The sequence below is a fragment of the Variovorax sp. GW821-FHT10B04 genome, assembly GCF_059415645.1.
Genome location: NZ_JBWKNQ010000001.1, coordinates 223,245 through 238,892, shown reverse-complemented (window position 1 = coordinate 238,892; position 15,648 = coordinate 223,245). Strand labels below are relative to the sequence as shown.

The 15,648-nt window shown below is 67.1% G+C and carries 14 protein-coding genes; 11 read left to right on the top strand and 3 right to left on the bottom strand.

The features are described 5' to 3' along the window. Window positions 1-133: 133 nt before the first annotated feature. Complete coding sequence (locus AC07PZ_RS01145; protein WP_495293161.1) at window positions 134-871, bottom strand: helix-turn-helix domain-containing protein; 738 nt, start codon at window positions 869-871, stop codon at window positions 134-136. A gap of 148 nt (window positions 872-1,019) precedes the next feature. Here AC07PZ_RS01145 and AC07PZ_RS01140 point away from each other — a divergent pair, with 148 nt between their 5' ends. The 9 genes from AC07PZ_RS01140 (at window position 1,020) to AC07PZ_RS01100 (ending at window position 10,650) form a co-directional block, all read left to right on the top strand. Next, window positions 1,020-2,852 (top strand): gamma-glutamyltransferase family protein, encoded by a 1,833-nt coding sequence (locus AC07PZ_RS01140; protein WP_495293160.1) that lies wholly within the window; start codon window positions 1,020-1,022, stop codon window positions 2,850-2,852. 42 nt (window positions 2,853-2,894) lie between these two features. Then, window positions 2,895-4,523: an FAD-dependent monooxygenase gene (locus AC07PZ_RS01135; RefSeq protein WP_495293159.1), complete on the top strand. Its 1,629-nt coding sequence runs from the start codon at window positions 2,895-2,897 to the stop codon at window positions 4,521-4,523. Window positions 4,524-4,562: 39 nt separating this feature from the next. Continuing rightward, window positions 4,563-4,973, top strand: a complete 411-nt coding sequence (locus tag AC07PZ_RS01130; RefSeq protein ID WP_495293158.1) for a VOC family protein — start codon at window positions 4,563-4,565, stop codon at window positions 4,971-4,973. Beyond that, the gene (locus AC07PZ_RS01125; RefSeq protein WP_495293157.1) at window positions 4,957-5,763 is read left to right on the top strand and encodes an alpha/beta fold hydrolase; all 807 of its coding nucleotides are present in this window, start codon (window positions 4,957-4,959) and stop codon (window positions 5,761-5,763) included. The genes AC07PZ_RS01130 and AC07PZ_RS01125 overlap by 17 nt, the downstream gene beginning before the upstream one ends. After that, window positions 5,760-6,563 carry an ABC transporter ATP-binding protein gene (locus AC07PZ_RS01120; RefSeq protein WP_495293156.1) on the top strand — a complete coding sequence of 268 codons (804 nt, stop codon included), beginning with the start codon at window positions 5,760-5,762 and terminating at the stop codon, window positions 6,561-6,563. Before AC07PZ_RS01125 ends, AC07PZ_RS01120 begins: the two co-directional genes overlap by 4 nt. Window positions 6,564-6,582: 19 nt before the next feature. Next, on the top strand, window positions 6,583-7,446 hold the full coding sequence (locus AC07PZ_RS01115; protein ID WP_495293155.1) for an ABC transporter permease: 864 nt from the start codon (window positions 6,583-6,585) through the stop codon (window positions 7,444-7,446). A gap of 37 nt (window positions 7,447-7,483) precedes the next feature. Next, complete coding sequence (locus tag AC07PZ_RS01110; RefSeq protein WP_495293154.1) at window positions 7,484-8,593, top strand: ABC transporter substrate-binding protein; 1,110 nt, start codon at window positions 7,484-7,486, stop codon at window positions 8,591-8,593. Next, a complete protein-coding gene (locus AC07PZ_RS01105; protein ID WP_495293153.1) occupies window positions 8,577-9,860 on the top strand; it encodes an alpha/beta hydrolase family protein in 1,284 nt (427 codons plus the stop codon). Before AC07PZ_RS01110 ends, AC07PZ_RS01105 begins: the two co-directional genes overlap by 17 nt. Before the next feature lie 157 nt (window positions 9,861-10,017). Then, entirely contained in the window at window positions 10,018-10,650 is a 633-nt protein-coding gene (locus tag AC07PZ_RS01100) for a nitroreductase family protein (protein ID WP_495293937.1), read from the top strand. A 54-nt stretch (window positions 10,651-10,704) separates the two neighbouring features. Here AC07PZ_RS01100 and AC07PZ_RS01095 read toward each other — a convergent pair whose 3' ends face one another. Together AC07PZ_RS01095 and AC07PZ_RS01090 are read right to left on the bottom strand one after the other, a co-directional pair. Further along, window positions 10,705-11,646: a class I SAM-dependent methyltransferase gene (locus tag AC07PZ_RS01095; RefSeq protein WP_495293152.1), complete on the bottom strand. Its 942-nt coding sequence runs from the start codon at window positions 11,644-11,646 to the stop codon at window positions 10,705-10,707. Between the two features lie 100 nt (window positions 11,647-11,746). Further along, window positions 11,747-12,667, bottom strand: coding sequence for a LysR family transcriptional regulator (locus AC07PZ_RS01090; protein WP_495293151.1), 921 nt, complete (start codon window positions 12,665-12,667; stop codon window positions 11,747-11,749). Window positions 12,668-12,813: 146 nt separating this feature from the next. Here AC07PZ_RS01090 and AC07PZ_RS01085 point away from each other — a divergent pair, with 146 nt between their 5' ends. After that, a complete protein-coding gene (locus tag AC07PZ_RS01085; RefSeq protein WP_495293936.1) occupies window positions 12,814-14,145 on the top strand; it encodes an FAD-dependent oxidoreductase in 1,332 nt (443 codons plus the stop codon). After that, the gene (locus AC07PZ_RS01080) at window positions 14,142-15,641 is read left to right on the top strand and encodes an aldehyde dehydrogenase family protein (RefSeq protein WP_495293150.1); all 1,500 of its coding nucleotides are present in this window, start codon (window positions 14,142-14,144) and stop codon (window positions 15,639-15,641) included. Before AC07PZ_RS01085 ends, AC07PZ_RS01080 begins: the two co-directional genes overlap by 4 nt. Window positions 15,642-15,648: the final 7 nt, after the last annotated feature.

The window sequence follows — 15,648 nt, the reverse complement described above, 5'->3', positions numbered from 1 at the left end:
GACGGTCAGGGGTCGAGCACGCTCCGGCGTGCGACCGGGTCCGGCGTGCGTGTTGCTCGCGCATGCCGGACAACCGTTTGCGGCAGCGAAGTCCACGGAGACATCGTGGGCCGCATCTGCCGCCCGATGCCTGTCAGGTGGTTACCGGCGCATTGCGATCGCCACCCAGCATGCCGAACTGCCGATTGACGACGATGAGGATCTTCGCGCCGCCCGCGTCAGCCGCCACATAGGCATGTGGCGTGGCGCTGTCGAACAGCGCACTTGCGCCCGCCGTCATCACCCGTGTCGGCCGGCCCTCGAGATGCAGCGCCAGCTTGCCTGAGAGCACGTAGCAGAACTCCTCTCCGCGATGACCGATGAGGCCACCGGACGATTCGAGGTCGCGCGTGCGGACGTCGATCAACAGCGGCAGCGAGAGTGCCGATTCGTGCGAATGCAGCACGGTGGCCGTCGAATCGCGCACGGTGCGCTTTTCGCCGTCGCCGGGCTGCGCGAAGCTCACGAGCCGATCGCCGGGCTCCGACGCCTTCGGTGCAGTGAGGTCGACCCAGTCGATTTCCAGGCCCATCATCACGCGCGCCAGCACGCCGAAGGTCGGTGAGAGCTTGTTGTTTTCGATGCGCGACAACGTCGCGCCCGGCACGCCGCAGCGTTCAGCGAGTTGCGCCAGCGACAGACCGCGCGCCTCCCGCACGGCGCGGATGCGCACGCCCAGTTCCTGCGTCATCGACTGGTCGCCCTCGGGGCGGCGCCAGCCCTGCGGCGCCGCGGCCACGGCCTCGTCCTTCGGCTTGCGCACCGTCTTTTTCGCAGTGTCGGCGACCTGCGCCTTCTTCCTCGTCGTCGATGCACTCGCATCTGTCTTCATGGTTCGCCTCGTTGGCCACGTCGCTGATTCACACGCCCGACATGTGAATCACGCACGCAGCATGAAAAAACTGTTGACTTACGGATCCGTAAACGTACATTACGTATCCGTATCGATTGCATTCTAGTCACAGCCCCACGGAGCCCTGATGTTCACCACCCGTCCTGAAATCGTCGGAACCTTCGGCGTCGCCTCGTCGACGCATTGGCTTGCCTCGCAAACCGCCATGGGCGTGATGGAGCGCGGCGGCAATGCCTTCGATGCGGCCGTGGCGGGCGGCTTCGTCCTGCAGGTGGTCGAGCCACACCTGAACGGCGCAGGTGGCGAAGTGCCGATCCTTTTCTGGAGCGAGCGCGACGCGCGCGTGGCCGTGATCAACGGGCAGGGCTGTGCGCCGGCCGATGCCACGCCGGCAGCCTTCGCGCGCCTTGGCATGGAGCTGGTCCCGGGCATCGGCCTGCTGGCGGCGCCGGTGCCGGGCGCCTTCTCCGCCTGGATGACGATGCTGCGCGAGCAGGGCACCTGGTCGCTGGCCGACGTGCTGGCGCCCGCCATCGGCTATGCGCGTGACGGCTTTCCGGTGTCGCGTCGCCTGTGCGAGGCGATCCTCGGCGTCAGGCCGCTGTTCGAGGAAGAGTGGACGTCGTCGGCCGCCATCTGGCTGCGCGACGGCAAGGCGCCGCGCCCCGGCTCGCTGATGCGGCTGCCCGCCTATGCGGCCACGCTGGCGCGCGTGATCGAAGAAGCGCAGGGCAGGGCGAGCGAGCGCCACGCCGTCATCGACGCGGCCATCGACATCTGGCAGCGCGGCTTCATCGCCCGCGAGATCGACGCGCACTGCCGCGTACCGGTGCGCGACAGCAGCGGCACGCGCAACGCCGGTTTGCTGCGGATGGACGACATGGCCGAGTGGCAGCCGCGGATCGAAGCACCGGTGACGGGCCGATTCGGCCGCTACGACGTGGCGAAGTGCGGCTTCTGGAGCCAGGGACCGAGCTTCCTGCAGCAGCTGTCGATGCTGAAGCACGCCGGCCTCGAACACCATGCGCCCGGCAGCGCGGGCTTCGTGCACAACCTGGCCGAAACCGCCAAGCTGGCCTTTGCGGACAGGTTGGCCTGGTACGGCAGTGCGCATGCCGCCAGCTCCATCACGCAACGGGCGCTGCTGGGCGACGACTATGGGCTCGCCCGCTGGCACCGCGTGAACGCACGGTCGGCCGCTCGTTCCCTGGATGCCGGCAGCCCGCTCGGGACGGCCCCGCGCCTGCCCGACCTGTCCGTGGCGGAGCGCACCCTGCGCAGCGCCGACCTGCGCTTCGGCATCGGCGAGCCGACCTTCCAGTCGTTGCCGCCGGTGGCCGAGTGGGCCGATCGCGAGCTGTTCGTGGGCGACACCTGCCAGATCAACGTGATCGACGGCGCCGGCAACATGGTCGCGGCCACGCCATCGGGCGGCTGGCTGTCGTCGAGCCCGGCCATCGCATCGCTCGGCTTCGCGCTCGGCACGCGACTGCAGATGACCTGGCTCGATGAAGGCCTGCCCAACACGCTGACGCCACGCGTTGCACCGTGCACCACGCTGTCGCCGTCGCTCGTGCTGCGCGACGGCCAGCCTTCCATGGTGTTCGGCACGCCGGGCGGCGACCAGCAGGATCAATGGCAGAGCGCTTTCTTCCTGCGTCATGCGATCCACGGCATGAACCTGCAGGAGGCCATCGACGCGCCGGCCTTTCACGTCAAGCACTACCCCGCGTCGTTCTGGCCGCGTCCCGTCACGCTGAACCGTCTGAGCATCGAATCGCGCTTCGCGCCTGAGGTGCTCGACCAGTTGCGCGCCTGGGGCCACGACGTGTCCGTGGGCGACGCGTGGTCGGAGAGCCGCATGAGCGCGTGCAGCCGCGAGCGCGATGGCCAGGGGCGGCTGGTGCTGCGCGCCGCCGCGAACCCGCGCGGCATGCAGGGCTACGCGGTCGGGCGCTAGGTCGCCGCCGATTCGCAGATTCACTTTTCTTCTGGAGAAATCATGAGCAAGACGAACGGCGCGCAGGGCGCGCTGCGGACCCGGGTCATCATCGTGGGCGGCGGGCCGGTCGGCCTGGCGATGTCCCTGCTGCTGGGCCGCTTCGAGATCGATCACCTGCTGGTCGAGCGCGCCGCGGGCACCACCGACCATCCCAAGGCGCGTGGCGTGGACATCCGCACCATGGAGCTGTTCCGCCTGTGGGGCGTCGAACGCAAGATCGCCGCGCGCGGCCTGCCACCAGGCGCCGACGTGTTCGCCATCGTCGACACGATGGCCGGCGCCGAGTACGGCCGCACCGTGGCCGAGCTGAACCTGGGCCAGTCGCCCTCGTGGCGCTGCATGGTCGCGCAGGATGCGGTGGAGGAAGAACTCCTGGCGGTGGCACGCACCCAGCCGCACGGCCAGCTGCGCTTCGGCACCGAGTTCGTGCACTTCAGCGCCGGCGACGATGGCGTGACGGCCAGGCTGCGCGACCTGGCCAGCGGTGAAGAGGAGGAGTGGTCGGCCGACTTCCTCATCGGTGCCGACGGCGCCGGCAGCAACGTGCGCCGCCAGGCCGACATCGAGATGCGCGGCCCGTCGACCATGGCCGTGATGGCCAACGAGTACTGGAGCGCCGACCTGTCGCACTTGCCTCGCATCGATGCGACGGCGGCCTACCGCATCGTGCCGAAGGCGCCCGGAGAAGCCATCTGGACCGTGCTCAACACCAACGGCCGCGATCGCTGGCTCAGCGCCGGGCCGGTGGGCCGCGACAGCGACGAGCGTCCCACGCCGCGCACCGATGCCGAGGTGGTGCAGATGGCGCGCAGCCAGACCGGCCTGCCCGACCTCGACGTCAAGGTCATCAGCCGTTCCATCTGGCGGCTGAGCCGGCAGGTGGCGGCGCGCTTCAGCCGCGGCCGCGTGTTCTTGGTCGGCGACGCGGCACATCGCTTTCCACCGAACGGTGGATTCGGCATGAACTCGGGCATCCAGGACGCACACAACCTCGCGTGGAAGTTGAAGCTGGTGCTCGGCGGCCAGGCCGGTGCCGCGTTGCTGGACAGCTACGACACCGAGCGTCGTCCGGTGGCCGAGTCGAATGCGGACTTCAGCCTGGGCAACCAGAAGCGCTTCGTGCAGACCGACATCGCGCTGCGCTCGGGCAACCGCGACCAGATCGACTTCTGGCTGCGCGACACCGACAACCATCTGCACAGCTCGGGCCAGTCGCTCGGCTTTTCCTACGAAGAGGGCGCCGTGGTGCCCGACGGCACGGTGCGCATGCCGCTGCAGTCGCGCTACTACGCGCCGTCGGACCGGCCCGGCGGGCGCTTTCCCCATCTGTGGATGGACCTCGCACGCACCGAGTCGACGCTCGACTGGTTCGATCGCGACTTCGTGCTGGTGTACGGCCCGCGGGGCGAGGACTGGATCGGCGTGGCGAAGGAAGTCGCTGCACGAACGGGCCTGCGCATCGGCACGCGCCAGCTCGACACGCAGGACGCGAAGCACGGCATCGCGATGGGCCAGCGCGGCGCGACGCTGGTGCGGCCCGACGGCCATGTGGCCTGGCGTTCGCCGTGGGTGCCGGCCGATCCCGTGGCCGACCTCGGTTCGGCCATCGACACGATTCTCAGCAGGTAACCGCGACCACCGCCCCATCCACCCGAAAGGACGCTTCCCATGCCCACCACCGGCCTTCACCACTTCACCATACGCTGCGCGCCCGACGACCTGCCGGAGATCGTCGCGTTCTACGGCAAGTACCTGAATCTCACGCCCGGTCCACGCCCGGTGATGCCCGCGCCCGGCTTCTGGCTCTATGCCGGCGGCCACCCCGTGGTGCACCTGTACGCCAACCTCGCGCACAAGGACACGGCCGGCACCGGCCCACTGGACCACATCTCTTTCCGGGGCGAAGGGCTGGAGGCCACACGGGCCTTCCTGCGAGCCGACGGCATCCCTTTCGACGACCTGCCCGTGCCCGGCTGGCCGCTGCAGCAGCTGTTCCTGCGCGATCCCAATGGACTGAAGATCGAGATGACCTTCGACCTCGACCAGGAAGGTGGGCAGGCCGATGACGTCCATGCTTGAACTCGGCGACCTGCGCGTGCGATGCACCGTGTCGGGCGATGGCCCGCCGCTGCTGCTGATCCACGGCGCAGAGGGGAGCCACCGGATGTTCGACGACATCGTGCCGCACCTGGCGCCGCACTTCACGGTCATCGCATACGACCAGCGCGACTGCGGCGAGACGACCAATCCCGACGCGCCCGCGACGCTCGACGATCTCGCCCACGACGCGCTCGCGCTGCTGCGGGCACTGGGCCACCAGCGCGCCCATGTCTTCGGCCATTCGTTCGGCGGCCGCGTGGCGCAATGCCTGGCGCTGCGATATCCCGAGGTGGTGGAGCGCCTGGTGCTGGGCAGCACGTGGCCGTTGCCGCATGCGCTCGACGCGCTGAACTCCACGGGCGTGGCGCAGATCCAGGCGCTGCGCGACCGCCTGCCGGACAGTGCCGACGAACTGGTCGCGTACTTCTTTCCGCCGGCGTTCCTGGATGCCAACCTGCGCTTCCGGCAGATCTTCCGCCATGCGGCACCACGCTCCGAGCGCTCGCGGCGCCGCGCACAGACCGTCGCAGACACGCCGCCGCTCGATCCGCGACAGCTCTCGATGCCAACGCTGCTGCTGGCCGGCTCGCACGATCGCGTGGTGCCGCCGGACGCGATGCTCGGCATGGCTGCGGTCATTCCGCACGCGCTGGCGGCGCGGCTCGACGGCGTCGGCCATGCGGGGATCGCCCAGGCCCCCGATGTCGTCGCCACCCATGTCCGGCGCTTCCTGCAGCGCGAATCCATGCCGGCGCTGGAGAACACATGACACTCGCACTCGAACCCTCGGCATCGTCCGACGCCTACATCCGCATCCGCAAGCTGTCGAAGACCTTCGGCGCTTCGGGCCAAGGTGGCGTGCTCGCGCTGCGCGACATCGACTGCAGCATCGCCAAGGGCAGCTTCGTGTCGGTCGTCGGCCCGAGCGGCTGCGGCAAGAGCACGCTGCTGCGCATCGTGGCGGGGCTGCTCGACTACAGCGAAGGCAGCGTCGTGCTGGACGGCCAGCCGATCCAGGGCACGCGGCGCGATGTCGGCGTGGTATTCCAGAGCTCGATCCTGCTGCCCTGGCGGACGATCCTGGAAAACATCATGCTGCCGGCCGAGGTGCTGGGCCTCGACATGAAGGCCGCGCGAGAACGCGCGATGCAGCTCATCCACATGGTCAAGCTCGACGGCTTCGAGCACAAGCTGCCGCGCCAGCTCAGCGGCGGCATGCAGCAGCGCGCGTCGATCGCGCGGGCGCTGCTGCACGACCCGAAGATCCTGCTGATGGACGAGCCCTTCGGCGCGCTCGACGCCATGACGCGCGAGCAGATGAACCTCGAGCTGCAGCGCATCTGGAGCGAGAGCGGCAAGACCGTGATCCTCATCACGCACTCGATTCCGGAGGCGATCTTTCTGGGCGACGTGGTGTTCGTGATGACGCCGCGCCCCGGTTCGCTGGAGCGCGTCATTCGGGTGGACCTGCCACGGCCGCGCGGCATGGACGCCATGGGCTCGCCGGCCTTCGCCGCGGTGGCCAATGAAATCCGCGAACTCTTCAACCATACCGGCTCGTTCGACTGAGCCCGCAAGGAACCCCATCGTGGCCTCCGACATTTCAGACATTCCCCTGCCGCCCCGCGCGGCCCGTGCCGCGCCCGACTGGCGCCGCCCGTTCCGTTCGATGCGCTTCAACTCTCTCCTGCTGCTGGTGTTCCTGCTGGCGTTCTGGGAGTTCGGCGTTCGCTTCTTCGAGGTGCCGAAGTTCATGCTGCCGCCGGTGAGCGACGTGCTGATGGCGATGTACCGCGGACTGAACGCCAGCCCGTTCGCGAAAGACGGCTTCTGGTTCCACACCTTCTTCACGCTGGCCGAGATATTGATCGGCTTCGTGCTGGGCAGTGCCATCGGGCTCGCGTTGGGCGTGCTGATCTCGGAGATCGAATTCGTCGAGATCCTGCTGCGCCCCTACGTGGCGGCGTTGCAGAGCCTGCCCAAGGTCGCGGTGGCGCCGATCATCGTGATGTGGCTGGGCTTCGGCATGAGCTCGAAGGTAGCCATCGTCTGCCTGATCACCTTCTTCCCGGTGCTGGTGACCAGCATCGCCGGCTTCAAGGCGATCGACACCGACCGCATCGACCTGCTGCGCTCGCTGTCGGCCACGCGCTGGCAGATCTTCACCAAGGCCAAGTTCCCGAGCGCATTGCCCTACATCTTCGCGGGGCTGGACATGGCAGCCGCCTTCGCGGTGGTGGGCGCGGTGGTCGGCGAATTCGTCGGCGCCCAGGCGGGGCTCGGCGTGATGATCTTGCAGATGGACGCGCAGATGGACACCGGCGGCAGCTTTGCCGTCTTCATCATCCTGTCGCTCATCGGCATTGCGCTCACGGCGCTGCTGCGCGCCGTGCGACGACGCGTGCTGAGCTGGATGCCCGCAGACACATCGCAGCGCACCGTCAGCGCCTGAACGCCTCATTTCCCCATCCACTCCTTGCGAGGACCCCATGATCCACAGACGGGATTTCATTCAGGGTGCGACCGCACTTGCCGGCCTCGGTGCCTTCGGTACCGGGTTGCCCGCCCATGCGCAGGGCAAGCGCGTGTTCCGTGCCGCCAACCCGGTCGGCGTGGTCGATGCGCAGCAGGCCTTCGTGACCTGCGGACGGCACCCCAGGCTGCGTTACTACGAGGCCGAGGGCGTCGATATCGAGTACGTCAACATGAGCAGCGTGAACCAGTCGCTGGTATCGGTGGCCACGGGCCAGGCCGACATGGCGTCGCTCGCGCCGGGCGTTTTCCTGCCGGCGATGGCGAAGGAACCTGCGCTGGGTATCGTCGCGGCCTACAACTGGCTGCCGCGCAACGCCAACGTGGTGGTCGTGCCGCCGGACAGCCCGATCCGCTCGATCGCCGACCTGAAGGGCAGGAAGATCGGCATCCGCAACCAGGGCGACGGCGGCATCGTCGCGTTGCAGATCATGTTCACCGAGCTGGGACTGCCCACCTCGGACATCGACTTCATCGCGGTGGGTGACTCGGGTGTGGCCGGTACGGCGCTGTCGCGCAAGACCGTGGATGCATTCGTGACCTATGACACCGCCGCGGCCCGCATCGAGGCTGTGGGCTTTCCGCTGCGTTACCTGCCGCTGCCGCCGGCCTACGCGAAGCTTTCCGCAGGCTGGTTCGGCTTCAGGCGCAAGGACCTGAAGGACGACCGCAAGAACGTCGTCGGCATCTGCCGTGCCATCGCCAAGTCCACGCTCTTCGCGCACACCAACCTGGCCCGCGCGATCGATATCCACTGGGCGCTCTATCCGGAGTCGAAGTCCAAGTCGAAGACCGACGAGGAAAGCCGCAAGGAGATCGAAACCATCCTCGGCCAGCGCAAGGAGAACTGGATCCGCCGGCCCGACGACAGCGACCAGCGCTGGGGCGCGTCGAGCCTGCAGGAGTGGAAGACCATCATCGACATCGCGGCGAAGAGCACCAACAACCCGCAGCTGGCGCAGCAACTGGGCGACCCGGCGAACGTGTTCACCAACGAACTGGTGGACGAGATCAACCGCTTCGACAAGGCGGAAGTGATGAGGCAGGCGCGTGAATTCGTCCTCTGACACCGCACCGCGCTACCAGCCCGAAGGGTGGACGCACTGGCCCGCGCATCCGGCATGGAGCCAGCAGTTCGCCCGCATCCTGGGCGCGACGCAGGAGGGCGCGGGGACCGTTGGCGAATGTCTGCTGGCGGCAAGCCGCATGGTGGCTGGCGATGCGTCGTCCTGGCATCGCGAGTGGCAACGCATGGCCGAGGAGAACGCGCGACGGGCCGATGCGGCGGCAACGGCAGGGCGAGCGGCCACGGCGCGTGCGCACCACCTGCGCGCCAGCAACTACCACCGTGTGTCGGAGCTGTTCCTGGCGCCCGATGACGCGCGCCGCCGCACCACCTTCGCCGAAGTCGTGCGTCACTCGCATGCGCATCTGCGCCTGATGTCGCCACCGGGGGAGGTCGTGTCGATCGACCTCGGCGATGGCCAGACGCTGGACGCGTACCTGCTCAAGCCCGCGCCGGCTTCGCTCGCGCACAGGCCGCCGGTCGTGATCGCCTTTGGCGGCCTCGACGGTTGCAAGGACGAGATGGTGCAGCGCATGGCGAGCGCCGCGCTGGCGCGTGGGCTCGCCTTGCTGGTCGTCGACATGCCGGGGCAGGGCGAGGCCCTGCGCTTTCGCGGCATGGCGAATCGCTCCGACACCGCGACGCCCGTGGCGCGCTGCATCGACCATCTGCAGTCGCGAGAGGACGTCGACGGCCAGCGCATCGCGCTGTACGGCGCGAGCCTGGGCGGTGTGTATTCGGCCCGCGCGGCGTCGGTCGAAACGCGCTTGAAAGCCGTCGTGTCCGACAGCCTGGTCTTCGACCTGCATGCCGTCTTTGTGCGACGGCTGGCAATCGATGGCGACAACGGCGACTGGGCCTTCCTGCAATGGGTGTTCGGCTGCGGATCGCCAGCCGCCGTGGTCGAGAAGAGCCGGCAGTTCCGCATGGCGGATTTCCTGCCGTTGATCCGATGCCCTTATCTGATCGTCCAGGGCGCCCATGACTTTCTGGGTCTCCAGACCGCGCTCGATGCCTTCGATCATGCAAGGCGGCATGCTGTACCGGTCGAACTTCGCGTCTTCGATGCCGAAGAGACCGGCGCCTCGCATTGCCAGGCCGACAACCCGACCATCGGCCAGGCGTTCATCTGCGACTGGCTGGCCGACCGGCTGGATGTGCAACGAACGTACCCGTATCTCCTGCCGATGTACGCCCCCGGAATGAAGATCGAATGTTCGCCATCCGGGCGCGCCACGACGCCGGACGGTCATTGTTTCCCCGGCTGAAACTCAGTAGTACGGGGACAGGCAAGGCCCGTTCTCGCGAGACTTTGATAATTCCGGGCACAACTGTCTTTAGGAAATATCCGTGTCCAGCGCCATCAGCACCTCCCCCATCAGCGACTCTTCAATTTCCAGGGATCTCAGCGATGAGCCCAATGCACTGGGCCTTCTGCAGCGGCTGAAGTGGCGCTATGCGACCAAGAAGATGGACGCCGCTCGCACGGTCGCCACCGAAAAGGTCGAGCGCATCGTGGAGGCTGCACGGTTGGCTCCCACGTCGAGCGGCCTGCAACCGTTCGAGATCGTCGTGGTGACCAACCCCGAGGTCCGCGAGAAGATCAAGGCCATCGCGTGGAACCAGGGGCAGGTCACCGACTGCTCGCATCTGCTGGTCTTCGCTGCCTGGGACGACTACACGGTCGATCGCATCAACGCGATGTTCGACCTGACCAACACGGTCCGGGGCTTCAAGAATGAAGGGTGGGAAAACTACCGCGCGATGCTGCTCAGCACCTATCCGCAGCGCGGCGCCGAAGTCAATTTCGCGCACGCCGCAAGGCAGGCCTACATCGGCCTCGGCGCGGCCTTGATCGCCGCCGCTCACGAAGAGGTGGACAGCGTGCCGATGGAGGGCTTCGATCCGGCAGCGCTTGACGGAATCCTCGGCCTGCAAGCGCGTGGCCTGCGCAGCGTTGCGCTCCTGCCGCTGGGATACCGCGACGCCAGCGGCGATTGGCTGGTCGACCTTGAAAAGGTGCGCCGCCCGCTCGACCAGTTCGTCACCGAGGTTTGAAGGGCAGGTCGCTGACCCTGTAGATGTCCACGCGGCGAGCAACGCGCCAACGCTTCAAGCAGAAAGCGGTGGTGCCCTGTAGACCAGCGCCTTCAGCGATCGCTCGTCGGACACATCGGCAAATGTGGGTGGATTCGCCAGACGCTCCACGAAGACCAGCTGCGGCGCCAGTTCACGCATCTGGTCCATCAGGAACGCCGGCCCCAGTTCCGGCGCATTGAGGCACAGCAACACATGGCCGTCCGGCGCCAGCAGATCGGGCAGGCGCTTGATCAACCGCGCGTAGTCCTTGGTTGCGATGAAGCTGCCCTTCTGGTAGCTGGGTGGGTCGACGACGATCAACCCGTAGGGGCCGCCGCGCGTCACCTTGCCCCATGACGCGAACAGGTCGTGCGGCAGAAAGCTGACGTTGGACAACACGTCGTTGGCGCGATGGTTCTGCTGCCCGATGGCCAGGGCCGGTTTGCTCATGTCCAGATTGGTGACATGCCGCGCCCCCGCCAGCTGAGCGACGACCGAGAAAGCACAGGTGTAGGCGAACAGATTCAACATCCGCACCCGTGAGTGAGGAGCGGTGCGCGCGGCCACGAAGGCGTGCACCCAGCGCCGTCCTTCGGCCATGTCCAGGAACAGTCCATGGTTCTGACCGCGACCTACATTGACGCGATAGCGGACACCGGCTTCGGTGACCCAATGCGGATCGGGTACCGCGCCGGCCATCACCTGCGTGCTGCTCTGGCCTTCGTGCCGGCATTGAAACACCCAGTGCAGCGTCTCGCCTGGCGCCAGTTGCTGCCAGCGCTGCTCGAGCGCGGCGCCGATCACGGCCAGTTCGGTCTCCGCAACGGGCTGGAAGCTGGTCAGCACCCAGACCGGAGGAAAGAAGTCAAGCGATAGATGTGCGCAGTCGGGGTAAAGCGCGCCGCGGCCGTGGAAGATGCGCTGCGCGTCGGTGGGCAGCGACATGGAAGCTATGGCGTTCAGCAAGGGCTGCATTGGCGTGATTCGAGATGCGGGGGGAGAGGGACGGGGGAGGGCTCGTGATTCTGGCGTACCGCACGTGGTTCGATCCGGCGGCGACGAAGATGGCGATGTTCTACCCGCCATCGGGCACGCGCTGCGCAGCTTCCCACGGCGGTTGCGGGCTCATCGCCGTTCGCAGCCAGCCCACCAGCGACTGCACGCGCGCGACCGACACCCGGTTTTCGGGAACGAGGGCCTTCATCCAGAGCTTGACCAACGGGAAATCCGGCAAGATTGGAACCAGCGACCCATTGGCGATAGCCGGCACAGCCAGGTAGGCGCCGAGCATGGCAATCCCGTTGCCCGCGATGGCCGCTCCGTAGACGAGCTGAGCGTCGTTGGACGCAAAGCGCGCATGGACCCGCACCATGAGTTCGCCGGTCGGGCTTTGAAACACCCACTCGTTTCCGGTCGGCAGGAAGTTCAGGACATCGTGCTGGACCAGTTGCCGTGGATCGGTCGGCATGCCTTTGCGTGCCAGGTAGGCGGGCGATGCGCACAGCATGCGAGGGACGGCGCACAGCGGTTCTTCGACGACACCGGCAAAGGTCTGCGGCATGAGCGTGAGGACGAGGTCGAACCCTTCATCGACCGGATTGACCGGCCGGTCCAGCGCGATCACTTCCATGCTCACCTGCGGGTACTGGGTCTGGAACGCATGGAGCAGATCGCCGATATGCAGTACCGCGATGGAGGTCGGCACCTTGACGCGGATGTGTCCTTGCAGCTGCGACGGAACCTCGCGAAGGTCTGCCAGGAGGCCGTCGAGATCGGCGATCACACGTTGCACGCCAGGCAGGTAGCGCCGCCCCGTGGCGCTCAGGCTCACGCGTCGTGTCGTGCGCTCGAACAGCGGGGCCTTCAACTGCCACTCGACCTGGCCGATGCGCTTGGTGACCACCGAAGGTGCTACCCCGAGTTCGCGTGCCGCAGCGGAAAAACTCTCGGTGCGTGCGACGGCCAGGAAGGCGCGCAGGTTGGCAAGCGTGTCCATTTTGTTCTCAATCTGGAAATTGATTCGTCTCGAAATGGCTGATTGTTCTCCAAGAAGGCGCTATTTACCATCGTCACATAGGCCTATCCACCAGGCCGGATGCACAAGGAGACTGATTGACACACGCCACCATTCCAAGCCACGTGATGGAGCCAGCGCGCGAAACGCCCGTCCATGGAGAGTTCGACGTGGTGGTCCTCGGCGGAGGTCCGGCAGGCATCGCTGCGGCCATCTCGGCGGCCCGGGGCGGCTGCCGCACGCTGTTGCTGGAGACCTACGGTTTCCTGGGCGGCATGGGGACCGCGGCCGGCGTGACGAATTTCTGCGGCCTGCACGCCAACGTGCATGGCGAGATCCGCCAGGTGGTGCATGGCGTGGCCGACGAGATCCTCGATCGGATGCGTGCGCTGGGTGGCCTCAGCGAGCCCCATGTCATGTTCGGCGGCAAGATCGCTGCGCAGGCCTACGACAACGCCGCCTTCAAGATCGGCGCGGACCAGGCCGTCCTCGCCAGCGGTGCGCAGGTGCTGTTCCATGCCTTGGTCACCGGCGTGATGATGCGTTCGGCTGCCGAGATCGGTGCGGTGTTCATAGAAACCAAGTCCGGCCGCCGGGCCGTCATTGGCAAGGTCTTCATCGACTGTTCGGGCGATGGCGATCTCAGCGCCCATGCCGGCGTCCCCTATGAAAAAGGGAGCGACGGCCACGGGATGATGTATCCCTCGACCATGTTCCGGGTCAATGGCGTGGACCCGGTCAAGGCCGGCGATGCGTACAACCATTTCGGCCGGCTCATGGACGAAGCCGAGGCGCGCGGACGCCGGTTCGCTCGCAAGACGCCCATCATCCGGCCGCAGAAGAACCCGGTCGAATGGCGGGCCAACGTGACCCAGCTGGCCCGCGCCGACGGCGGACCGGTCGATGGCACCGACGCCCAGCAACTGAGCGACGCCGAATTCGAGGGCCGGCGGCAGATCGCCGACTTCATGGATTTCCTGCGCGAGGCCGCGCCGGGGTTCGAGCAGGCCTACATCCTGGACATCGCCCCGCAGGTTGGCATCCGCGAGACGCGCCGCATCATCGGCGAGTACCGGCTGACCGAAGATGACGTGCTGCAGTGCGCCAGTTTCGAGGACACGATCGGCGTGAATGGCTGGATGGTCGAGGAACACCTGGCCGGGAACATCAACTTCAAGTTCCAGGACATACCGGCCAGCAGGGGCTTCAACCACCTTCCGTACCGGATGCTCCTGCCATTGCGCGTCGACAACCTGCTCGTGGCGGGCCGTTGCGGATCGATGACACACATGGGCCAGTCTGCTGCGCGGGTGACCGGAGGTTGCTTCGTGATGGGACAGGCGGCCGGCAGTGCCGCAGCCCTGACCACGACGCGCGGCGTACGGCCCCGCGATGTGCCCGTACCGGTGTTGCAGGCGAGGCTCGAAGCCGACGGTGCCTGGCTGGGCTGCATCCCATGAACGGCAGCGACCTCATCTCGCGCAACTGCGCCCTGATGGCCGACAAGGAGCGCTGGGCGCAGGGGCTGTCGTTCAGCAACACCGTGGCTGGCTGCGCCTCGCTGGAGGGCGAGGCCTTCTCGGTGGTGAATCCAGCCAACGGTCTGCCTTTCATCGGGGTGCCAGGCGCCGGCCGGGCCCAGCTGGATCAGGCTTTCAACGCGGCCGCGGAAGCGTTCGCAGGCTGGCGGCGCAGAAGTTGGGTCGACCGCGCGACGGTCCTGCGCCGCTTTGCCGACGCGATGGAGGCGCAAGAAGAGATGCTGGCCAGCCTGCTGACGCTGGAACAGGGGCGGCCCTTTGCTTTTGCGCGTGCGGAAGTGCGCCGCAATGCGGACGCCATCCGGCAATTGACGCAGCTGAGCGTCGAGCCGGTCTGCGTGAGGGACGACGAGAAGTCGCTTTCGATGCTGCAATACCGACCGCTCGGCGTGGTCGCGGCCATTGCGCCATGGAACGTGCCGATCACGATGGCGGTGTCCAAGCTGCTGCACGCCCTGTATGCGGGCAACACGCTGGTACTGAAGCCTTCTCCCTACACGCCACTGGCGACACTGAAGCTGGGCGAGATCGGTCGCGACATCTTTCCACCGGGCGTCTTCAACGTGGTGGCCGGTGGCAATGCACTGGGACAGTGGATGTCCGAGCATTCCAGCGCCGCCAAGATCACTTTCACAGGTTCGGGGACGACCGGGCGCAAGGTGGCCGAGAGTGCGGGCCGGGACTTCAAGCGCCTGACGCTGGAACTGGGCGGCAACGACGCAGCGCTGGTGCTCGACGATGCCGATATCGACGCCATCGCACCGCGCATCTTTGGTTCGGCCTTCGTCAACAGCGGCCAGGTCTGCATGGCCATCAAGCGCCTGTATGTGCAGGCGGGCGTCTACGACAGGCTGGTGGAGCGGCTGGTCGGCTACGCCCGGCAGGTTCGCGTCGGCGATGGCTTCGAAGCGCAGACCCAGCTCGGGCCGGTGCAGAACGCGGTGCAGTTCCGCATCGTGCAGGAGTTCGTGGCTTCGGCGCGTGCAGATGGCGCCGACTTCGCGGCAGGTGGCTACGCGCTGAAGCGGCCCGGGTATTTCATGGCGCCGACCATCGCGCTGGGCCTGCGCGAAGGGACCCGCCTGGTCGACGAGGAGCCATTCGGGCCGGTGCTCCCGATCCTGCGGTTCGCTTCGGACGAAGAGGGCGTGGCCCGCGCCAACGCATCGCGATATGGCCTTGGTGCATCCGTATGGTCGGGCGATGCGAAGCGCGCGCAACGGATGGCCGGCGAACTGCATGCCGGCACGGTCTGGCTCAACGACCACGCCGCACCTGATCCGCTGGTGCCTTTCGGCGGTGTCATGCAGTCGGGGCTGGGACGCGAGTTCGGCGTGCTGGGCCTGCAGAACTTCATGGAGCCGGTGTCGGTCGTCACCACACGAACGCCGAGAGCCTCCTGGTTCGTTCCATGAAGGCCGC